Consider the following 19,308-nt stretch of genomic DNA (forward strand, 5'->3'; position numbering starts at 1 on the left):
CTTTAAGAATTTTTAGAAGATTTAAAATGGTTATATTGGCTTCGCCACGTTCCACAGTCCCGTAGTAACCCCGATTCATTTCGATGAAATTGGCAAAACCCTCTTGAGAAAAACCTTTCTCTTTTCTGATTTTGCGAATTTGCTTGCCTAGTACAATTAAGTCGGTTTGTTTTTTCATTCAAAAAGCATATGTGCTATGCTTCATATATAGCCACACGGTATGTCTATCATTTTTGAGTTTTGTTTAGGAAATGGTAATAAAATCCTATTTTGTTATTTTTAACATTGTTAATTTTTAACACGGTAAATAATCGTTATTTGAACTATATTGATACGATTAGGAGAAGAAAATAATACCTGACTCACTGGATAGTTATCAGGAATTAAAGTAGGTTAGAGTTCTTTAGTTAAATTGAGCGGACTCATGAGGAATTCATCTGTAGGTAAACCAATTTTAGTATTGAGAAATGACGTGCTACTTAATTAAAAGGGATTTAAAGATTTGTTTTATGCTGGAGACCATAGATGAAAGGTATCGTTTTTACCTCCTTAAATAACATGATTATAGAACAATTTGGCATAGAAACCTGGGACCAACTCGTATCCTCACTAGACCTTCCAAGTGGTGGAAGTTATACAGCAGGCGGCACTTACTCGGATACAGAACTTCAGCAATTGATTCAGGCCATTGCGAAGAGGACCAATCAGCACGCTTCTGTTTTTTTAGAGGCCTTTGGTGAATACATGTTTCCTATCTTATCGAGTAAGTACGCAATTTTTTTAAAAAAGGACATGACATTAAAAGAATTTTTAAAAAGCATTGATGGAACAATTCATGTGGAAGTAGAAAAGTTATACCCAGATGAAACATTACCTACCATTAGCTATGAAGAGCCTGCTGCAAAACAATTGGTTATGTTATATCGATCACATAGAAGGCTCTGCCATTTTGCAATAGGTCTCATCCAAGGAGCCGCTCAACATTTTAAAAAGAGAATTACCATTAAGCAGACTCACTGCATGTTAAAAAAAGATGATCATTGTCGTTTGGAGATTACCTTTGAGTAATGAGAACAAAGCAATATTTGAGCGCTCTTATTATCGCGAAAGAAAAGCACGCGAGGAAGCCGAATTATTGTTGGAAAATAAGACAAGGGAACTTCATTTACTGAACCAGGATTTGGAAAAAAAGAATGCTGAACTGCTAAAAACGCTAAAAGATTTAGAAAGCGTACAAAAGAAATTATCGAAATTAGCCCATTTTGATGTATTAAGCCGATTACCCAATCGATTGCAGTTTGAACTGGATTTAAAACGTGAGATTGCCAGGTCAAAAAGATACGGTCGTCATCTGGCTCTGTTAAGCATCGATTTGGATTTTTTTAAAAATGTGAATGATCGCTTTGGTCATGATGTCGGTGATGGTCTATTGCGTGAAGTAGCGAAGCGTCTTTGCTCAAGTCTTCGCGAAGAAGATTGTGTGGCTCGATTAGGAGGAGATGAGTTTGCTGTTATTTTGACAGAAATTAATAATCCACAACAGGCAAAATTAGTGGCCAATACTATGATTCAAAAGATGGGTCAACCATTCCTTATTAAAGGTCATACCGTCATGATTGGACTAAGTATAGGAATTGCTTACTTTCCTGATGCCGGTGAGGAGGCAGTAACCCTTCGTAAGAATGCCGATATTGCTTTATACAACGCCAAAGAATGTGGTCGAAATAATTGCCAAATCTTTACACCGTCTCTTAGAAAACAATATTCAAAACGCTTGGGAATAGGGACCGAGTTGCATCTTGCTTTGGAGCGACAAGAGTTTTTTCTCGTTTATCAGCCTCGGGTTGACTTAAAAACGAATTCTATGGTTGGGATGGAGGTCTTATTGCGTTGGCAACATCCCAAGCGAGGTGTTGTTTTTCCTGATGAATTCATTTCCGTTGCAGAGCATTTTAACTTGATTATTCCAATTGGTGAATGGGTCTTACGAACCGCGTGTAGGCAGTATGTGGATTGGAAAAAGAGTTACGCTCCTTTCAACTGCACCCTGGCGATTAATATTTCGCTTCATCAATTTCAACACAAAGGGTTTATTTCTTCTGTGAAGCACATTTTACAAGAATATCAAATGCCATCGGATTGGTTAGAGCTTGAAATTACGGAAGCAACGGCAGTCAATTTTTTGGGAAAGATTGAAGATACATTAAGTACGCTTCGCAATATGGGGGTAAAGCTTGCTTTTGATAATTTTGGCTCAGGCTATTCTTTTTTATCTCACTTAAAAAATTCACCAGTCCAATCCATCAAACTGAAACAAACCTTAATTGAAGATGCTCATCTCAGAGAAAATGATAATTTAATTATCAAATCGACGATTGCTTTGTCGCAAGAATTAGGATTGAATGTGGTGGTGGGTGGTGTCGAAACAGAAGAACAACTCAATTTTTTACGGTCAAGTCACTGTTTCGAAGTGCAAGGTTATTACAGCAGTAAACCGTTAACAGTAGGACAGATGACGCAATTTATCGAGGAAAGGAACTCCAAAGGGCTGTAGCTTTATGTTATTTCATTCCTATCAAAAAATAACACCAATTAGGTTACCAAAAATAATTTAGCCTAAAATGGATAAGTTAATAAGCCCCGCTTTATTGACCAAAATCTATGAGAAAATGTTTCTTGTAGGAAAGTAGGAGCGCTGTTTGGTCAAGGAGACAGCAAGGGGTGACTATTTAGCCTTTCTATTTCCGAAGAGAGACTCCTTAAACGGAATTGATGGGTTAAATCTTGTGCTATGCTGTATTATATCGTGTTGATTATAGGGCATAATGCCAGGGATGTCGTGGCCATGAAGAGATCAGAAAAACAATGTTGTCCTAAGGAAAGGATACTCACTCAGAGTCAAGAATTGCAAGAAGGGGTAGATTTCTCGTGTTGTGCACAGGCTGATAGAGGTACTTCCGATAACTTCTTTCCATTTTTCACTCGATTAGTGCAAGCCAACTTGGCTAAATGGACGGCAGGAATAAGTCCTGCTGCCATCGGCTCTTCTTATTCCACCTGGCTTTGGCAATTGGCCCAATCCCCTGGGGTTTTGTGGGAACTTGCTTTTTATCCGTTTTTTCATGCCAAGGATTGCATTAATAATATCGTTTGTGTTGAACGTGCTGCGGATGGTAAAGACGTGCGTTTTAAAAAAGACAGTTGGCAGCCCATGCCTTGGCGTTTATTCGCCGAAGGATTTTTGCAGATGGAGGATTGGTGGCGACGCGCCACAACGGACGTACCAGGATTGCCCAACCAGGTGGAACGTATTGTTTCGTTCTGGGCACGTCAATCCCTTGATGCCCTATCCCCTTCCAATTTTGTTTGGTCTAATCCTGATTTATTCCATGAAGCCAGGCGCACTGGGGGCCTTAATCTCATCCAAGGAGGCCAAATCGCATTCGAAGATTGGCTAGAAAAGCTAACCGGTGCACCACCTACAGGTTCTGAACATTTTATCCCTGGGAAACAAGTGGCTATTACCCCAGGGCGGGTGGTCTTTCAAAATCATTTAATTGAGCTCATTCAATATGAGGCCCAAACGAAAACAGTCTATAAAGAGCCGATACTTATCTTACCAGCCTGGATTATGAAATATTATATTCTCGATTTATCACCACATAACTCCTTAGTGAAGTGGCTCGTAAGTCAGGGGCACACCGTATATATCATTTCTTGGCGCAATCCTGACAAAGAGGACCAGGATTTGGGGATGGATGATTATTATCGGCAAGGAGCTATGGCTGCATTTGATGCGGTGTCGACCCTTTTGCCAGAAACTAAAATCAATCTGATGGGGTATTGTTTAGGGGGCACCCTGGCCATGATTACCGCAGCTGCGATGGTAAGAGACAAGGACGAACGTTTAAACAGCTTGACCCTCGTGGCAGCCCAAGGGGATTTTACTGAGGCTGGGGAATTAATGCTTTTTGTGACTGAAAGTCAAGTGGATTTTCTTAAAAGTATGATGAGGGAGCAAGGGTATCTGGATACCAAGCAAATGGCCGGTTCTTTTCAGATGTTGCGTGCTTATGACTTAATTTGGTCCAAAATGGTTCAAGATTACATGCATGGCATGCGGCGCGGGATGATTGATTTAACCGCTTGGAATGCGGATGCTACACGAATGCCTTATAAAATGCAAAGCGAATACCTTGAAAAACTGTTTTTAAAGAATGATTTTGCCGAAGGGCGTTACACCGTTGAAGGAAAGCCGGTGGCTGCTGAAAATATTCAGTTGCCTGTTTTTGCGGTGAGCACTGAAAAAGACCATGTAGCCCCTTGGCAATCCGTCTATAAAATCCATCTTATGACAGAAGGGGATGTGACCTTTGTTCTCACTGGCGGTGGGCATAATGCGGGCATCATCAGTGAACCTGGCCACTCAGGACGTTCTTATCGTGTTCATGAGCATAAACAAGGCGAGGCTTACTTAAATCCTGGGAGCTGGCTTGCGATGGCAGAGAAGCGGGAGGGCTCCTGGTGGCAAGCATGGCATGCGTGGTTAGTCCAGCAAAACACTAAAAAACGCATTGCATCATCGGTCATGAATCCCTCACTGCCAGCGGCACCGGGAACTTATGTGCTTCAGAAGTAGAGCGTTCTTCTTGAACAATAAAACAGGAGTCAAGGACGGATGAAGAGTAAAAACGCTTGATTGTCGATTTTGCTAATCCGCATTCTATTGGTGCTGCTCAATAGGGCAATGAATTGGTCATTACTTATCAAAATTGAAAAACCAGGGAATAGGTACAAATTTTTAGCCCCCCATTTTCATGCCGCTGGATATTATTAAGCATCTGATAAAGCCGCACCCATTGCTGGGCAAATCCTTTATGTGGATGGCGGCTTTAAAATATAAACGCTCAATGGACTTTCGAGTGAGTTACATGTATTGCCCACCATTGACATCAAAATTGGCGCCGGTAATAAAACCACTTTGCTCTTCTGCAAGGAAAGCAACAACACGAGCAATTTCCTGGGGTTTGCCTAATCGTCCCACAGGAATTTGAGCAACAATCGCTTCTAAAATGTCATCCCTCAGAGAAGCAAGCATCTCGGTATTAATATAGCCAGGGGAGATGGTATTCACTGTGATGCCTTTCTTTGCGACTTCTTGTGCCAGACTTTTGGTAAAACCGTATAATGCGGATTTAGTGGCCGCGTAATTACACTGGCCAAATTGACCTTTGCGTCCATTAACGGAAGAAATGGTGATGATACGTCCATAACTATTATCCAACATGGTGGATATCACGGTTTTCGTCATATTAAAGACACTATTTAAATTGGCATGGATGACATTCTGCCATTGTTCTTGAGTCATCTTTTTCAAAGTGGCATCGTTTGTAACACCGGCATTATTCACTAGAATATCGATCTTGCCGTATTTTTCGATGACCAATTCGGTCACTTTCTCACAATCATTGAAGGAAGAAATATCGGCGTAGACAATGTCGATATCAAAGCCTTGCATGGCCTGTTTTTTCTGCCATTCTTTCGCCAAATCATGATTGCCTTGTTTAAAATAACAGGCAATGACTTGATAATCTAACTTTTGCATTTCCTGGCATATGGCAGTACCAATACCACCAGTGCCCCCTGTGACTAAAGCAACTCGTTGATTCACTTCTTTCCTCCTTGATGGTTTCATACAGTAAAAAAATAAGTGTTATTGTCATCAGAACGGTTTTGCCTAGATCTAATAGTGGTCATTTATTAGATAACTTCTACTTCCTCGGCCTGAGGTCCTTTCTGTCCTTTTCCCATTTTAAAAAGAACAGTTGCCCCATCAGGAAGTGTTTTAAAGCCGTCACTTTGAATTGAACTAAAGTGGACAAAGTAGTCTTTGCCACTGCTTTCAATAAAACCAAAACCCTTGTCTTTATTAAACCATTTGACTTTACCACGAATTTTATTGGCCATTTTTGTTTATTTCCTTATAATCAAGCAGGTTACATAGTGTCATGCCACGTTGTTCTTTTTGTCAATACTTGTTAACCAGAGAGCTCTTAGTGATTTAATGGATTGAATCAGTGGACTCTCCAGTGTTTCCCTTTGTTTTTTTCAATGAAACCACTTTATCACATTGAATCTCAATGGTATTTGTTTTAGCAGCAGATACTCCCCAACATCGTATTCTTTTTCCCTCTTTCTCGATGAATAGCACGTGAATAACCAAATTTTTCCCATAAGTGTTGTCGATGGTGATGCCTTGAGTCTCATTCGTTTTTGTCAGGAGTCTTCCCAGTGAATTGCCACTACGGTGGAACTCTATTAATACTTCAGTATTGGATAAGGAAACATTGTTTATTTTGGAGTCTTTGTGGTATTTGATGTGATAGGATTGCAAGCCAGCATAGGCATTGAGTGTCGTGCAGGAAAAAATTGCCGCAAAAGTAATTTTAAGAAGAACTATTTTTTTTATTTTAAATGACTTGATATCGTTCATGTGATTCCTATCCTTATCTTTGTCCATGTACTTTTACTATTTTGTGTCATAAAATTTTTACATGCCCAATCTTTAATAGCAAACGGATTATCTGCTTAGACGTTGCACTTCTAACCTTAATATGTATAATTCTCAAAAAATTTACATTTCATTAAAATTTAAAGGCATCCATTAAATGGCTCATATAAGCAAATTTTTACCCCAATCTATTGAAGAGGCAAGTAAAATAACCACCGATCCTTTTAAAATTGGAGACCGTGTATATTTTGTAAATGATCAAACAAATGAAACATGGACAATTGTGAATTTTTCATTGAGCTCTATTGATAAAAAACCCGTGGCTATTCTCAGAAGCGATACTTTTGATACCTATTCTTCCCTGGGAAATATCAAATTAATTTGTTAATTGGGCTGATTTCAAAATTAATCAGCTAAATGCTTTACCCAATCAGCAAAAGCCTCATCTTCGAACTGATAAGTTCCAAAATCAATTTTAGTAATCAAATTTTTATTCGATAATCTTCTTAGTGCATTATGAGTGGTATTTTTATTAACACTATCAATTCCAAGGGCTTCACCGAGTTTTTGCAAAGCTAGTTTTCCATGTAAGTCACTTATTCCATTGGCAATCATTGACATTATTATTTTATCGGCCGGCAATAACGTTTCCCATTGACGCTTAAAATTATCATCACTAAATACCCTGCTTTTAGTAGCCGCTAAAGCTGCAGCCGTGCCCTCCTCCGGATTACTTAAATAGTATTCTATGTATCTTCGAAAAAACTCAGGAGTCTTCTTCAGTTTTTCAAATGCATCAAGAGCGTCATGAATACTCATTGGGTATTTCGATATTTTATTTACCCTTTCGACCATAGCCAATACGAAATCTTTTCCTAATAATTCGAAGGGTTCTAGAGGCGCCCAGTTATAAAATGGCTCTGATGCAACCCCAAACATACGTCTTAGAGTGGTTTCCGAACTGCCAGCAAAAATTACTTTTATACGCTCTTTCCTGATATCCAATGCTGCTCTTAGAGCATGAGCAAAATGAGAGTTCTCTTCATATGCCAAAACTTGGGCTTCATCTATTACCAAAATCATTTGATCTTTTGTTTTATCGAAAGCATTCATTGCTTCCATTAATAAAGTACTGGTTCCTTTTTTTGTTTCTGCTAAATCTGTCTCAAGAGTCCTTTCCCCTAGACCTGTAATTTTTCCTGAGGCCTTAACTTTTTTAATATTTATAGGCTTGTTTAAACTGGTCCAAATTTTATTAAATCCTTTTGGCTCAATTGTCTTATAAAATTCGGAAACCAAAGCTGTTGCAGGATCAATTTCTAATTCCCAAAGATTACTATAGACGACAATATAACCTGCCTTTTGAGCTGCAGGTATAAAATCTTGTTTCAAAAATTCGGTTTTTCCCATTCTTCGTCTAGCAAATAATCCTCGGGCAGAGGTTAGACCTATTTCAAATAGATCGAGATATTTTTTAGCTAGTTCGGGGCGGGCATAATGCCAATTGTTGTGTTTTTTCATAAGTTCTTAATAATTCTTAAAGGATTTAAGAATTATTCTATAGGATAGCCTAATCATTAACAATGAAAGTCTTAAAAATTCTTATCGTATTTAAGACTTTTTAAGAATTATCAGAAGTGTCTTAGTATGTGCATAAACCTTCGTGGTCTATTTCTTGCTTTAGAAAATGTTTACTTTTGGGTTGATTGAATCTCAAACATTTTCTTTATAATCGATATATCCTTTAAGGATCAAATATAGACTCTTATTCGCAAAATGTCCTAAACAATTTGTCATTTAATGTATTTGCTACATTGCTACACGACCATCAAATCATTGAAACCTGATGGATAAAATTATCCATTAAATCATAGGGTAATTCGGTTTTTTCTGTTATAAATCCGATTAATTAATTGTAGCAAAACTCGTGCTACTGTATTGCTACATAACGCTACACTAAGAACACCGAAAAAACACATCCTGAAATAGGCAAAAGAGGGTGTCCTCAGTTGTGGCTTGGGTTTCTTCATGTTTTGTTTTTTTAAGTTCTTTTGTTTTTTGCAAAGAGTTCCTTATTTATAATAATTTTCTATAAATAAGGAAAATGGCAGAAACAAGACGTGATCCAGTGAAATTTATTAATCTCTGAAATTGTAGCGATATGTAGCATTTATGTAGCAATATATTGCTACATAAATGCATTCATTTTGATGCGATGAATATTGTTATGATCCTTGTGAACACTGTATTATCTGATCAATATAGGTATGCTCGTTTGTCAACGAGTAGCAAAAGTAGCATGGTGCTCAATGGGTGAATATTAGAATAACGTTTAAATCAAGGGGAAGTTAATGCCTTCTGAAAAATCTCGGTACCTTAACAGAGGACCTAAATCACCTGTGGATATGCATCAGCTGAAAAAGTATTTAAACTCTTTTACTAAAGAACATTTGGCTGAAATTGTTCTTTTAAATGCACAATATAATTCTGTCTTATGGAGGGCTTTAAGTGCATCTATTGGAATGCGACTTGCCAATGGAGACTGGGAAGAGATAAAGAAAGCCATTGACTATGCATTTTATTTCCCTGAGTACATCCGTTATACAGAAAATGGGTATGGATTCATTATTTATGAAATGATTAATGCGCTTGAGTTCTTGTATAAAGATAGAGACAAGCAATTTATTTTGCAGGTTGCTGATTATATGTTTGAGCAGGCAGAACAGGCTCTTGAATCTTTTGAAGAAGGTTGGGATTGGACTTGTGCATTAGAAAGCCTTAAAGACTGGATAAGAAATAAAAAATCAAATGTAAATGAAGGTGTAACTTAATAGAATTAACACAGAAAAAACAACTTTTATCTCATTGGCTTTCTCCTAAATGAAAGGGATCGCAAGCAGGCGCACAATCGTGAAAGAGATGTTGCTTAAAATTTTTTCTTAGGGATACTTAAATAATCTTTTGATTCAACTTCCCTAATCCCCTTTATAAATTTCGTGATGATTGACCTTTTATTATAAAAAGCACTATAATTAAGTCATAATAAAGGTATTTATTTAGGTCATTAAAATGCAAACTTTATATGCAACACAAGTCGCTAGCATTAGCGAATTAAAGAAAAATCCCACAAAACTTATTAATGATGCGCATGGGATGCCCGTGGTGATTCTTAACCATAATGTAGCTGCTGCTTATTTAATTCCAGCAGAAACTTTTGAAAAACTGATGGATGCTGTTGACGAAAGCGAGCTAAAAAGCATTGTAGAACAACGCCTTTCAGAGCCCTTTACGCCAGTTAAGGTTGCGCTTGATGATCTATGAGTTACATTTCCATCCGCTTGCGTTAAAAGAATGGAAGAAACTATCGAAGGAGTTGCAGGAACAGTTTAAAAAACTATTAAAACGGCGACTGGAAAATCCGCATGTTATTTCTGCCAAACTTAGTGGCCATCTTAAAGATTGCTATAAGATAAAATTGCATCAGGCTGGCTATAGATTGGTCTACCAAGTTAACGATAATAAAATGATTCTCCTTGTTGTTGCTGTAGGCAAGCGAAACAAAAATAAAGTCTATGAGTCAGCAGAAGATAGGACTTAAGCTGATGATGAATAGGGTATTTGATGGTGTGCACCTGAAGTGATTCTTAAAAATAACAACTACAGAAACTTGCTAATTTAACTTAGTTTATGCAATCAATTTGATGACTGGATTAATGGTCGTTTTAACAGGTTTAAAAAAATTATTATATCTATTGACCTTGCCGTTACGTCAACCCTTATCGTGTATGTTGTCAATTAGAGGAGAGCAAAATGGCATACACGATTAATCAATTGGCGAGGCTTTCAGGGGTCAGTACCCGCACTCTGCGATTCTATGATGAAATTGCTTTATTAAAACCTGCCTACTATGGTGGCAATCAATATCGTTATTACAAAGAAGAGCAGCTGCTTATGTTACAGCAGATTTTATTTTTTCGTGAGCTTGGTTTTCCTCTAAATGATATCCAACAGATTATGAGTAGTGATGATTTTGATAAAATAGAATCATTAAAAAGACATAAATCTGCTTTGGAATCTAGTCTTGAACGAACAGCAACGCTCATCAAGACGATTGATAAAACCATTTCACATTTAAGAGGAAAAATAATTATGCGTGATGCGGAAATGTATGATGGCTTCGATCCCATCAAACAACAAGAGCACGAAAAATATATGCTCGAAACAGGAGTGATATCACAAAAGCAAATTGATGATAGTTGGACGCGTGTTTCTCACTGGAAAAAATCAAATTGGGAACAGTTTAAAAATGCGGGTGAAAAGCTTAATCTTGAGCTGGCCAATGCATTAGCAAAAGGAGTTAGGACTGATTCGGATGAGGTTCAGGCATTAATCCAAGAACATTACGATTGGGTTAATAATTTTTGGACACCAACAAAGGAGACATATTTAGGACTTGGAAAAATGTACCTGGACCATCCAGATTTTCGATTATTTTATAATAAATATCACCCTGGTTTGGTTGATTATTTGGTAGCTGCTATGAGAGTTTTTGCTGAACGTAAGCTATCGTGATCATCTTGCTCTGCTGATAGAAGCATCAGTAGAGCACTATCTTTCTGGGAAATTATTATGAATACCAAAATTTGCTTTACTAATTCTACTATTCTGTTAAACGATGGCAGAACACTTGGATATGCTGAGTTTGGAGATCCAAAAGGAGAGGTAGTTTTTTATTTTCATGGACTTCCAGGTTCTAGGCTTGAGGCTGGGCATTGGGAAAATATAGCATGTTTAAATCATTATCGATTAATTAGTATTGATAGACCAGGAATGGGTTTATCTTCTAAACATCCAACGCGCACTATTCTTTCATGGGCTGATGATGTTGAGGCTCTTGCCAATTACTTAGGTATCCCTAAATTTTCTATTATAGGTCACTCTGGTGGAGCTCCTTTTGTTGCAGGATGTGGATATAAAATACCTCATCGGTTAAATAAAATAGCGATTGTCTCAGGTATGGGGCCTTTTGAAATACCTGAGGCTACAGCAAGTCTAGGACGAGGACAGCGGTTTATAAATAAAATGATTAAAGCAATACCCCCAATTGCTACCGTCATGGTAAATCTCATGTTTTTGATGCTGAAAAAACCCGGGATATTAAAAAAAATGACGAGTAAAATGTCAGAGGTAGATCAGCGTATTTTAGGTGACACAGAAGCTGGTGATTTATTTATCCAATCATCGTTAGAGGCTTTTAAAGGTGGTATTACAGGCGTATCTCAAGAAATTCAATTAAGCCTAAAGCCTTGGGGATTTGATATGAGCCATATAAAGTGCCCTGTTGTCATTTGGCAAGGTAGATTAGATAAACAAGCTCCGTTAGCTCATGCCAATCTTTATGCAAAATTAATCCCTAACGCCTCACTAAAAGTTTTGGATCATGAAGGACATATCTCGTTGCTCATTAACCATGGTGAGAAAATTTTGCGCAGTGTTCGTGAATAAAATTTTGCATCGTCGCTACTATTTTAGGTTACAACCGTATTGGAAGTAACGATCGTGATAAAAGTGGCATACAAGAGAACATTTTTATTTATATTAGAGCGTTAGATTCAACGATTTTCCCCCAATTTCACAATTGTCGCTATTGCCTGTAAGATAAACGTAGCCCATCGTTTTAAGTTCTGTTTGCAATCCCAATAAATTATAAAACTGCTCACATTCAGCAAGTTTATTAACTGCTAGGGCTATATGTCCCAAACTGGCATTTTTGGGTAACATTTTTTAGGTCCTTATTTGAATGTAAGTTGGTTCATATTGGAAGCATTGTTTATTATTAGATACTCTCAACCCGAAACGCTTGATAAGAAGGTGATTCATAGGGATGAGCCTTCTTTAAGGCCGCAACAGCCACTGTGATTTGCTCTTCAGTACAGATAATTTCTACTTTATATTCAGGTACTCTTTCAAGCTGATTGATTTCCCCAATAAAAGCATGGCTTCCAGGTAATGGCATAAATTGCCCCTCACCCAATGTTTGCCAAGCACAATGCTGATAATGATCAACACTCCCTGCGCCTGTAGCAAAAATAGCATTTTTAACAATTTCTAAATGGGTTTCTGGAACACAAAAACAAAGCATGTACATGATATCACCTATGGGGAAATTAATTCTGATTTCCAAGAATCTTCTATCTTCGTATAGCGAATTACTTCAGAAAAAGAAATAGAGCCGACCGTGTAGAAAATCCATGTTTCTGGGATAAAGCGAAAACCGAAATAATACTCGCTCATAGGGATAGGAAGTCCTGCAAATTGATCACTCAATTCTTTTTTCCTGGTTTCCAATTGGTTTAAATCTTTAATGACAAGTCCTGAAGTAGGAGCATAAGCAGAGAATCTCAATTGGCGTTCACGAGGAAGAGTACTCCAAAAAGCTTCATTTTCTTCTTGAGAAATGGGGATTGCTGTACCTTCTAAAATAACTTGTCGGTTCTGCATCGCAAATAAAAAATTTAAACAGGATTTAGGGTTATTTAATAATTCAGCAACCTTGCGTGTTTTTTGCTGCGTAAAAAATAAAAGACTCTCTGTTTCAATTTCCCGAATGGCCACCACTCGACTATGAGGTTCGCTAGAGCTGCTACAAGTACTTAAAACAGCACAGGAAGGATCCTCAATCCCCCTTTCTTTTTCCTTGTTCAACCATTCTTTTAGCATGTTAAAGGGCACGAGTTTCTCCTGTAAATTGGTGTGATAAAGTTAAAAGTATTAAACAAAACTCATGTTGGCACTTTGCATGCGCGTGGATTCACTTCCACCATCGTTTTTGAACCTGATTTTACAATGCGTATTTGATTGTGCTCCACTAATAATTCAACCGCTTGGTCGCGTTTTATTTTATCTCGCAATGGACTTAATTGTTGAATAGTTCGTAAGGTTGTTGAACTAATATTTTTTTCAATAAACCAGTCCATAAGTTTTAGGGCATCGGAAAACTGCAAAGAAACGGTTTCAGTAGGCATAATTCGTCGTGCTTCTTGCAAATGCCAACTAATTATTTCAATGGCATTTTCGGTATGCTCTACACCAATATCCCCATGGCGTCCTTCAAAAAGATGAAAGAGTGCTGCAAGCCGCGCTGTATTTTCAGCGGCCTTTGACGCGAAATCAACGACATCGACCCACTGGCCTTGAGGTTTTAACCCAGCTTCCACTGCATTAAAAAATAAAATCCATTGTTGTTTTGCGGCCATACTCATTTTCAACAATGGAAGTTGAATACAACCTTGATGGCTTAATTGTTCTGACTGGTTTAAGCAGGCAGTGACGCGTTGCTCATAATGGGTTAGAGAATGTAAAGAGGCAGGCGGCTCTTGGTAAAATCGATTTCCCATACTATTGGCAGGATAAGCCATAAGGCAACGAGCTAAAAAACCGCTTTGTCGGCTAATACCGGATGCTTGCTTGGTAAGTTGTTGTAAGATAAGCGGTTGCATCATCAAGTTAAGTGTTAAACGCCGATTTTCAATGGTAAATCCTTGCGTTGTCTTACGATGTGCTGTGAACGTCTTACCGTCCCACAAACGATTAAGCAATGCTACAAAACGAGTTGGATTGCCTTGCATGCTATGGCTACCCAAGATGATGCCTGCCTCATCAGACCATAAGGATGCAGAAGGCCAACCTTGGGCTAAATGAATAGCCAGTGCTTCTTGGGTAGCATCTTCAAAATAAAGAGTGGGTTGCAAAGGAATTTCCGGTTCTTGATGAATTAACTCATCAAGCATTTCTTTGGCATAATCCGAGTCTTCTCCCGTATAGGTTGCACGTTTGATTTGGGAGAATAAACTGTCTTTTTCCATTTGCCATACTTGGTGTTGCGTTAGCGCTGACAACACTTCAGGTTCGCGCCTTTTACGAATAAGTGTTTCCCAGTGACGCGCTGCCCTCGAAAAAACATTATCTGCAGCAGTTTTTCGGGTGCCAGAGCCGCTGGCAATTAAAAAATAAAGCGATACAGGACTAATTAAATAGTTGTCTCGCGCTACATTGGCAAGTGATTGACATGATAAAGACATGTTAGCCAAGGCGCTGCATGCAATCAAAGGCAGAGGTTGCTGTCCATATTGTTGATAGTCTACTACGGCTTTTTTAACAATTGAGGGAAGTGCCTCAACTGGGTAAGGACAGTCAGGGGCTAAGATTGGGGAAAGTGGAATAGGTTGTCCCCATGTAATGCTTTGATGTAGATTATTTTTAATCTCTAATTCATTCTGTTCAATAGTCATTGTTTTAGAGGATAAAGTTTTGGTTTTCGATTTTACCAGTAGCCTCAGTATGATGTAAAATTAGTGGCTGAAATATACTGATGATGCTAAATACTGGCTCTATGGCGATTCGGATATAGCGCTTCTATTAAAAATTGTTAGGGTCTAGATGATTGTAAAATGTGTACGAGCTGGTGTCCATGAATTAAAACAGATCAATGAGTTAATGTATCGCTCAAAATCTTATTGGGGATATGATAAAGCATTTATGGATAAATTCATGCAGCTTTTTCAAATGACCACAGACTATCTTGAAAAAAATACAGTGCAACTTTTTTGTGAAAGAAATACTGAAAAACCCGAAAAGGTGATGGGTTTTTATAGTTTTAGCATCAGAAATAAAGAGTCTGAACTGGATAATTTTTTTATTGATCTAGATTATATTGGTAAAGGCTTCGGTAAAAAAATGTGGTCTATGATGGTAGAAGATTTTAAATCAAATGGTGTTAGTAGATTCAAATTATGGAGCGATCCTGGTGCTGAACCATTTTACAAGAAAATGGGATGCATCAAAATTGGTGTTAAAAAATCTCCTATGATGCCAAATAGATATCCCATTATTTTTGAGTATAAGATTTGAAGAAGTTTTTTTCATTTTACTCTGGAGTAATGTGGTTTTTTTGAGCAACCCAAACAGTTGCTTCCCCACAATCAGGATCCCTAATGTTATGTACAAGGACTTTAAAATGGCACTTTAGAAGAATTTGAGTATGCGTTCGGGGAAATACGGGTTGAATTATTTACTTGGGATTAGGAGCATAAGGTAGGAGCGCGATATAATCCTCTGCTGTTCTGCAAGAACGGATATATTCAAAAAGATTTTTTAGATAATTGAAAGGATTGAGCCCATTGGCTTTGGCAGTTGCGATGAGGCTATAAAATAGAGCACTGGCATGAGCACCTCTTGGACTACCCGAAAACAGCCAATTTTTTCTACCCAAAGCGAAGGGTCTGATGAGATTTTCCACAAGATTATTATCTATTTCGAGAGCCCCATCTAATAGATAAGTAGTAAGCTCGCTCCATCGTTGATGCATATAAGCTAAAGCATCGCCTAATTTGGATTTGGGCGCAGCCGTTTTTAGAGATTTGTCCAGCCAGATTTTAATGTCATCAAGGATAGGCTTTGCTTTTTCCAGACGAAGTTCATAACGCTGTTGGTTTGTGTAGTAGTTATCCCGCGCTATTTTTTCAATGAGATAAAGCTTTTGGATATAAGCGACTGCTTGATGGGATTTTCCTGTGGTCTTAGCTAATTTCACCAACTGGGCAAAAGGTCTCCTTGCATGAGCGAAGCAGCCTAAATGGATAATATCTGGATGATTATCTACCCAATCATAACCTTTATAGCCATCCGTTTGTAGATAACCTTTAAAATCCTTAAGGATTTGTTTGGGCCACTGCGCTTGCCTTGTTTGTTGGTAATCAAAGAGAATCACTTTTTTATCGGGTCTGTGATTACGATAGACCCACATGTAACTGGTGCTGGTATTTTTTCGATTCGGCTCATCCATGACTTGCACTGTGGTTTCATCAGCCTGTAGGTAATTCGAAGTAATCAGTTCTTGCACAAGTGCATCCCTCATCGGCATGCAGACTTCAGAAGCCGCCATTATCCAGCCACATACAGTGTTTCTTGGTAATTCGATACCTAATCGAGCCCACATCTGCTCCTGACGATATAAAGGCAAATGGTCTTCGTATTTGCTGATAATGGTATGGGCTACAAGACTTGGGGTTGCAATGCTTTTAGGAAGAAATAGTTGTGGTAGAGAGGCAATGCTCACTCCCTCATCACAGCGATTGCAAGCATATTTTGGACGAACATGCGCAATCACCTTAAGCTCTGCAGGGATATACTCCAACTGCTCCGTTACTTCTTCACCAATACGTTGCTTCATACATCCACAAGCACAAAGCTTTTCTTCTGCTGGGATATCGTGCTCTATCATTTCACGGGGTAAATGTTCTGGCAATGGGCGTCGTACTGGTTTTTTACGGGTGTAGCTTACAGTAACTGTATTTTCTTCTTGAGGTAGCTCTGTAGTTTCTATGCGTTCTGCCTCATCAAATTGCAATTCACCTTGAAGCACATTCGCTTCTGAAGAGCGGTCAAAACGCTGTTGTTTGGCCAGGCGTAATTGCTCAAGAAGATGATGGTATTTCTCTTTCCATTCCTGGGCTTCTTGTTTTAAGGCTTGATTTTCATCTTGAAGTGGGGCAAGAATTGCTTGAAATTCTGGAGAACAAATGGAGTTGTCAGGAGTCGTTTTCATGGTGGAATTATACCATAACCACCATGATTATCTCAGCTTTTTTCAATGAAAATCACGATAAATTACAGGGATTTCACCTTGGTGAAACGTGTATTTATTAGAAGCCATCAGCCAATTTAAATGGTCCTTGGTTAACTCAATATGGCCTTGGGTATTACGCGGGAAAATGAATTTTCCTTTCTCTAACCTCCGATACCATAAGGTAAAGCTACACTCCTCATAGTAAAGGGCTTTGAGTTTCGAACCACAGCGACTACGGAATAAAAATAAATGCCCTGTCTCAAGTTCCATGTCGAATACTTCTTTGACTAATATCGCCAGGGTATTAATCGATTTCCTCATGTCAGTAATACCGCAATATAAATGAACCTGAACTTCTTCTGGAATCAGCATAGCAACCTCAATTGATTCAGTAAGGAAGAAAAATCTTTGCTCTTGATATCCATCTTTACTTCACAGCTAATCTGATTGGGAAATTGGATAATAATCGATTGGCTCGTTAGGGTCTCCTGATGAACAGAGTCCTTGTTACTAATCAGTATCGGTTCAAAATGACTGGGCTTATCTGCCTCGGACTTCTGACTTCCTGACGCTATCCTTTTACGCCATTGATACTTAAATTTTGCAATAGGAATCCCTTGCTCACTGCAGAAATCTTCTTGCGATAATCCACTTCGTTCATATCCTTTAAATAACCGTTCCCAATATTCTTCTTTTGATTTCATTTCTAGCTCCTCTTTTTGAGAAGCTCAGTTTATGCGGTTTTTAATTCAGTGGTAGGTGTATTTAGCCGAACGCATACGAATTTGAGTATATTCTTCAGACGAAAGGGATGCATGATATAAATCATATCCCCCATTATCACCCCAGACTTCCCCGTACTCGGGTCCGGAAGTAAATATTAATAAACCATTTTGCTCTACCAAAGAAGCAAGAGATTTTAATGTTTTTCGTTGATCATCATGAGGTAAATGAAAGAAACTATGCCAGGCAATGACCGCATCGAATTTCTCTTGTAAATCTAAAGTTCTCATATCAGCAAGTAGCCATTTTGCATCTGGGAATCTTATCTTGTATTGCTCAATCATTTTTTGACTTGCATCAATGCCCGTTACTTTATATCCTTGTTTAATTAAAAATTGTGCTATGGGTTCGCCTGTACCGCAGCCATCCGATATTTCAACTGAACAAAACCACCGCCAATACATTTGGTTTCAAGATGCTCCAGTTCAATGTCTTGTGTCAAATGTACAAATAATGAACGACCAGAACCTAGCAAGACTGGTGCGATGGTTATTGTTATTCATGGATTAAATTCGCGGCTATAAAATTTTGGACAGTTATTCCTCCATCAATATAAAGATGCTTAAATCCTTCATCAGTTAACCGCTTAACGAGCTCGATGGGTGTTTCGGAAGATGCTGAAACATATTTTAAATGAGCAGGAATTTCTATAGGTTTGCTACTCATCACTATGACAGGAAGCTCACCATAAGGCCAAGGGTCGAATGATAAGACTTTCTCAAAAGAATGCCTCCCCATAATGAGTCCATCGACCGTAGATATGAACTCTTTATAACCACCATCCTCACCTGGGGGCACAAGCTCATTTGCTTTCATTAGCCAATCAATAGAACCATTATCTCTTGCAATAAAGCCATCAAGACTTGTAGCAATAAATACAGAACATTTAGCAAACATCATCATTTATCCTTTGTATACAGACTTATTGATTGAGCTCATGCAGTGTAATAGCATTTCCTTCAGAATCGATGATAATTGCCATTCTACATACGGGTGATGAAAAAGTATCCAATTTGAATGTTACCCCATTCTTTTTTAATTGTTGCGTTAAGGAATCCAAACCTTCCACTTCAAAAGCAATACTACCCCCGGACACAGCACTTGGTTTAACACCTTCCGCAAGGGTTGTGATTGCAAAGCATCCGCCTTGGGGTAAGTCGTACTCTATCCAATGACCATTCGCAGATATTTTGCTAGGTATTAAACCAAGATTTTTTTTATAAAAATCCATCGCTCGATCTAAATTTTCGACAGGATACATGGTAAACGCTACTTTTTTAACATGGTTTCTCCTTTAAATAATTTTTCCCATTATTATAAGCTCACATGCGCCCAAATGTCGTCATGGTGAAAATGATCGATTATTTATCGAAGCGGTTTGCTGGAT

The 19,308-nt window shown here is 38.3% G+C and carries 25 protein-coding genes; 10 read left to right on the forward strand and 15 right to left on the reverse strand.

The features are described 5' to 3' along the window. On the reverse strand, positions 1-178 hold a 178-nt coding region (locus ACWTEW_RS23500), incomplete at its 3' end, for a helix-turn-helix domain-containing protein (protein ID WP_454783464.1). A 347-nt stretch (positions 179-525) separates the two neighbouring features. On the opposite strand from ACWTEW_RS23500, the gene ACWTEW_RS23505 reads away from it, so the two are divergent. The 3 genes from ACWTEW_RS23505 to ACWTEW_RS23515 all read left to right on the forward strand — a co-directional run bounded on the left by ACWTEW_RS23505 (position 526) and on the right by ACWTEW_RS23515 (position 4,639). Continuing rightward, positions 526-1,068 (forward strand): heme NO-binding domain-containing protein, encoded by a 543-nt coding sequence (locus tag ACWTEW_RS23505; protein WP_021460711.1) that lies wholly within the window; start codon positions 526-528, stop codon positions 1,066-1,068. Continuing rightward, entirely contained in the window at positions 1,034-2,554 is a 1,521-nt protein-coding gene (locus tag ACWTEW_RS23510; protein WP_031297987.1) for a putative bifunctional diguanylate cyclase/phosphodiesterase, read from the forward strand. Before ACWTEW_RS23505 ends, ACWTEW_RS23510 begins: the two co-directional genes overlap by 35 nt. A 291-nt stretch (positions 2,555-2,845) precedes the next feature. Beyond that, positions 2,846-4,639 carry a PHA/PHB synthase family protein gene (locus ACWTEW_RS23515; protein WP_454783456.1) on the forward strand — a complete coding sequence of 598 codons (1,794 nt, stop codon included), beginning with the start codon at positions 2,846-2,848 and terminating at the stop codon, positions 4,637-4,639. Between the two features lie 288 nt (positions 4,640-4,927). Here the strand turns inward: ACWTEW_RS23515 and phbB are convergent, their stop codons facing one another. From phbB to ACWTEW_RS23530, 3 genes are all read right to left on the reverse strand, one after another. Then, positions 4,928-5,671 (reverse strand): acetoacetyl-CoA reductase, encoded by a 744-nt coding sequence (gene phbB / locus ACWTEW_RS23520; protein WP_021460714.1) that lies wholly within the window; start codon positions 5,669-5,671, stop codon positions 4,928-4,930. 89 nt (positions 5,672-5,760) lie between these two features. After that, positions 5,761-5,967: a cold-shock protein gene (locus ACWTEW_RS23525; protein ID WP_021460715.1), complete on the reverse strand. Its 207-nt coding sequence runs from the start codon at positions 5,965-5,967 to the stop codon at positions 5,761-5,763. 94 nt (positions 5,968-6,061) lie between these two features. Next, complete coding sequence (locus ACWTEW_RS23530) at positions 6,062-6,493, reverse strand: hypothetical protein (protein WP_021460579.1); 432 nt, start codon at positions 6,491-6,493, stop codon at positions 6,062-6,064. Positions 6,494-6,668: 175 nt separating this feature from the next. On the opposite strand from ACWTEW_RS23530, the gene ACWTEW_RS23535 reads away from it, so the two are divergent. Continuing rightward, positions 6,669-6,899, forward strand: coding sequence for a hypothetical protein (locus ACWTEW_RS23535; protein WP_021460580.1), 231 nt, complete (start codon positions 6,669-6,671; stop codon positions 6,897-6,899). A gap of 17 nt (positions 6,900-6,916) precedes the next feature. Here ACWTEW_RS23535 and ACWTEW_RS23540 read toward each other — a convergent pair whose 3' ends face one another. Next, the gene (locus tag ACWTEW_RS23540; RefSeq protein ID WP_021460581.1) at positions 6,917-8,032 is read right to left on the reverse strand and encodes an ATP-binding protein; all 1,116 of its coding nucleotides are present in this window, start codon (positions 8,030-8,032) and stop codon (positions 6,917-6,919) included. Between the two features lie 830 nt (positions 8,033-8,862). On the opposite strand from ACWTEW_RS23540, the gene ACWTEW_RS23545 reads away from it, so the two are divergent. The 5 genes from ACWTEW_RS23545 (at position 8,863) to ACWTEW_RS23565 (ending at position 12,016) form a co-directional block, all read left to right on the forward strand. Next, a complete protein-coding gene (locus ACWTEW_RS23545; protein WP_021460582.1) occupies positions 8,863-9,342 on the forward strand; it encodes a hypothetical protein in 480 nt (159 codons plus the stop codon). A 238-nt stretch (positions 9,343-9,580) separates the two neighbouring features. Next, positions 9,581-9,832, forward strand: coding sequence for a type II toxin-antitoxin system Phd/YefM family antitoxin (locus ACWTEW_RS23550; protein WP_011212545.1), 252 nt, complete (start codon positions 9,581-9,583; stop codon positions 9,830-9,832). Next, the gene (locus ACWTEW_RS23555) at positions 9,822-10,109 is read left to right on the forward strand and encodes a type II toxin-antitoxin system RelE family toxin (RefSeq protein WP_011212544.1); all 288 of its coding nucleotides are present in this window, start codon (positions 9,822-9,824) and stop codon (positions 10,107-10,109) included. The genes ACWTEW_RS23550 and ACWTEW_RS23555 overlap by 11 nt, the downstream gene beginning before the upstream one ends. Before the next feature lie 212 nt (positions 10,110-10,321). Beyond that, complete coding sequence (locus ACWTEW_RS23560; RefSeq protein ID WP_011212543.1) at positions 10,322-11,083, forward strand: MerR family transcriptional regulator; 762 nt, start codon at positions 10,322-10,324, stop codon at positions 11,081-11,083. A 57-nt stretch (positions 11,084-11,140) separates the two neighbouring features. After that, positions 11,141-12,016, forward strand: coding sequence for an alpha/beta fold hydrolase (locus tag ACWTEW_RS23565; RefSeq protein WP_011212542.1), 876 nt, complete (start codon positions 11,141-11,143; stop codon positions 12,014-12,016). A 93-nt stretch (positions 12,017-12,109) separates the two neighbouring features. On the opposite strand, the gene ACWTEW_RS23570 is transcribed toward ACWTEW_RS23565, so the two are convergent. The 4 genes from ACWTEW_RS23570 to ACWTEW_RS23585 are packed head-to-tail and all read right to left on the reverse strand — an operon-like array spanning position 12,110 to position 14,802. Then, the gene (locus ACWTEW_RS23570; protein WP_011212541.1) at positions 12,110-12,292 is read right to left on the reverse strand and encodes a VOC family protein; all 183 of its coding nucleotides are present in this window, start codon (positions 12,290-12,292) and stop codon (positions 12,110-12,112) included. A 55-nt stretch (positions 12,293-12,347) separates the two neighbouring features. Continuing rightward, on the reverse strand, positions 12,348-12,659 hold the full coding sequence (locus ACWTEW_RS23575) for a YqfO family protein (RefSeq protein WP_025520126.1): 312 nt from the start codon (positions 12,657-12,659) through the stop codon (positions 12,348-12,350). A gap of 8 nt (positions 12,660-12,667) precedes the next feature. Beyond that, positions 12,668-13,243 carry a pyridoxine/pyridoxamine 5'-phosphate oxidase gene (locus tag ACWTEW_RS23580; RefSeq protein ID WP_021582681.1) on the reverse strand — a complete coding sequence of 192 codons (576 nt, stop codon included), beginning with the start codon at positions 13,241-13,243 and terminating at the stop codon, positions 12,668-12,670. Positions 13,244-13,293: 50 nt separating this feature from the next. Next, positions 13,294-14,802, reverse strand: a complete 1,509-nt coding sequence (locus ACWTEW_RS23585) for a YfjI family protein (protein WP_021460635.1) — start codon at positions 14,800-14,802, stop codon at positions 13,294-13,296. 205 nt (positions 14,803-15,007) lie between these two features. Here ACWTEW_RS23585 and ACWTEW_RS23590 point away from each other — a divergent pair, with 205 nt between their 5' ends. Continuing rightward, positions 15,008-15,421 carry a GNAT family N-acetyltransferase gene (locus ACWTEW_RS23590; RefSeq protein ID WP_454783457.1) on the forward strand — a complete coding sequence of 138 codons (414 nt, stop codon included), beginning with the start codon at positions 15,008-15,010 and terminating at the stop codon, positions 15,419-15,421. Positions 15,422-15,581: 160 nt separating this feature from the next. Here ACWTEW_RS23590 and tnpC read toward each other — a convergent pair whose 3' ends face one another. From tnpC to ACWTEW_RS23620, 6 genes are all read right to left on the reverse strand, one after another. After that, positions 15,582-17,117 (reverse strand): IS66 family transposase, encoded by a 1,536-nt coding sequence (gene tnpC / locus ACWTEW_RS23595; RefSeq protein WP_454783458.1) that lies wholly within the window; start codon positions 17,115-17,117, stop codon positions 15,582-15,584. 42 nt (positions 17,118-17,159) lie between these two features. Beyond that, complete coding sequence (gene tnpB / locus ACWTEW_RS23600; protein WP_454783459.1) at positions 17,160-17,510, reverse strand: IS66 family insertion sequence element accessory protein TnpB; 351 nt, start codon at positions 17,508-17,510, stop codon at positions 17,160-17,162. Continuing rightward, complete coding sequence (tnpA, locus tag ACWTEW_RS23605) at positions 17,504-17,842, reverse strand: IS66 family insertion sequence element accessory protein TnpA (RefSeq protein WP_454783460.1); 339 nt, start codon at positions 17,840-17,842, stop codon at positions 17,504-17,506. The genes tnpB and tnpA overlap by 7 nt, the downstream gene beginning before the upstream one ends. Before the next feature lie 45 nt (positions 17,843-17,887). Further along, positions 17,888-18,325: a class I SAM-dependent methyltransferase gene (locus ACWTEW_RS23610; RefSeq protein WP_454783461.1), complete on the reverse strand. Its 438-nt coding sequence runs from the start codon at positions 18,323-18,325 to the stop codon at positions 17,888-17,890. Positions 18,326-18,416: 91 nt separating this feature from the next. Further along, positions 18,417-18,824, reverse strand: coding sequence for a dihydrofolate reductase family protein (locus tag ACWTEW_RS23615; protein WP_238400666.1), 408 nt, complete (start codon positions 18,822-18,824; stop codon positions 18,417-18,419). A 19-nt stretch (positions 18,825-18,843) separates the two neighbouring features. Continuing rightward, a complete protein-coding gene (locus tag ACWTEW_RS23620; protein ID WP_021460631.1) occupies positions 18,844-19,182 on the reverse strand; it encodes a VOC family protein in 339 nt (112 codons plus the stop codon). Between the last annotated feature and the right edge of the window lie 126 nt (positions 19,183-19,308).

Source organism: Legionella stuttgartensis, from assembly GCF_977063405.2.

Excerpts from the sequence above, each read along its gene's own strand:
- ACWTEW_RS23545 (WP_021460582.1), top strand. The coding sequence starts at position 8,863 with ATGCCTTCTGAAAAATCTCGGTACCTTAACAGAGGACCTAAATCACCT.
- tnpC (WP_454783458.1), bottom strand. The coding sequence starts at position 17,117 with ATGAAAACGACTCCTGACAACTCCATTTGTTCTCCAGAATTTCAAGCA.
- ACWTEW_RS23505 (WP_021460711.1), top strand. The coding sequence starts at position 526 with ATGAAAGGTATCGTTTTTACCTCCTTAAATAACATGATTATAGAACAA.
- ACWTEW_RS23540 (WP_021460581.1), bottom strand. The coding sequence starts at position 8,032 with ATGAAAAAACACAACAATTGGCATTATGCCCGCCCCGAACTAGCTAAA.
- ACWTEW_RS23560 (WP_011212543.1), top strand. The coding sequence starts at position 10,322 with ATGGCATACACGATTAATCAATTGGCGAGGCTTTCAGGGGTCAGTACC.
- ACWTEW_RS23510 (WP_031297987.1), top strand. The coding sequence starts at position 1,034 with ATGATCATTGTCGTTTGGAGATTACCTTTGAGTAATGAGAACAAAGCA.
- ACWTEW_RS23570 (WP_011212541.1), bottom strand. The coding sequence starts at position 12,292 with ATGTTACCCAAAAATGCCAGTTTGGGACATATAGCCCTAGCAGTTAAT.
- ACWTEW_RS23565 (WP_011212542.1), top strand. The coding sequence starts at position 11,141 with ATGAATACCAAAATTTGCTTTACTAATTCTACTATTCTGTTAAACGAT.
- ACWTEW_RS23515 (WP_454783456.1), top strand. The coding sequence starts at position 2,846 with ATGAAGAGATCAGAAAAACAATGTTGTCCTAAGGAAAGGATACTCACT.
- tnpB (WP_454783459.1), bottom strand. The coding sequence starts at position 17,510 with ATGCTGATTCCAGAAGAAGTTCAGGTTCATTTATATTGCGGTATTACT.
- tnpA (WP_454783460.1), bottom strand. The coding sequence starts at position 17,842 with ATGAAATCAAAAGAAGAATATTGGGAACGGTTATTTAAAGGATATGAA.
- ACWTEW_RS23550 (WP_011212545.1), top strand. The coding sequence starts at position 9,581 with ATGCAAACTTTATATGCAACACAAGTCGCTAGCATTAGCGAATTAAAG.
- ACWTEW_RS23535 (WP_021460580.1), top strand. The coding sequence starts at position 6,669 with ATGGCTCATATAAGCAAATTTTTACCCCAATCTATTGAAGAGGCAAGT.
- ACWTEW_RS23615 (WP_238400666.1), bottom strand. The coding sequence starts at position 18,824 with ATGATGATGTTTGCTAAATGTTCTGTATTTATTGCTACAAGTCTTGAT.
- ACWTEW_RS23525 (WP_021460715.1), bottom strand. The coding sequence starts at position 5,967 with ATGGCCAATAAAATTCGTGGTAAAGTCAAATGGTTTAATAAAGACAAG.
- ACWTEW_RS23620 (WP_021460631.1), bottom strand. The coding sequence starts at position 19,182 with ATGTATCCTGTCGAAAATTTAGATCGAGCGATGGATTTTTATAAAAAA.
- ACWTEW_RS23610 (WP_454783461.1), bottom strand. The coding sequence starts at position 18,325 with ATGTATTGGCGGTGGTTTTGTTCAGTTGAAATATCGGATGGCTGCGGT.
- ACWTEW_RS23575 (WP_025520126.1), bottom strand. The coding sequence starts at position 12,659 with ATGTACATGCTTTGTTTTTGTGTTCCAGAAACCCATTTAGAAATTGTT.
- ACWTEW_RS23590 (WP_454783457.1), top strand. The coding sequence starts at position 15,008 with ATGTATCGCTCAAAATCTTATTGGGGATATGATAAAGCATTTATGGAT.
- ACWTEW_RS23555 (WP_011212544.1), top strand. The coding sequence starts at position 9,822 with ATGATCTATGAGTTACATTTCCATCCGCTTGCGTTAAAAGAATGGAAG.
- ACWTEW_RS23585 (WP_021460635.1), bottom strand. The coding sequence starts at position 14,802 with ATGACTATTGAACAGAATGAATTAGAGATTAAAAATAATCTACATCAA.
- ACWTEW_RS23530 (WP_021460579.1), bottom strand. The coding sequence starts at position 6,493 with ATGAACGATATCAAGTCATTTAAAATAAAAAAAATAGTTCTTCTTAAA.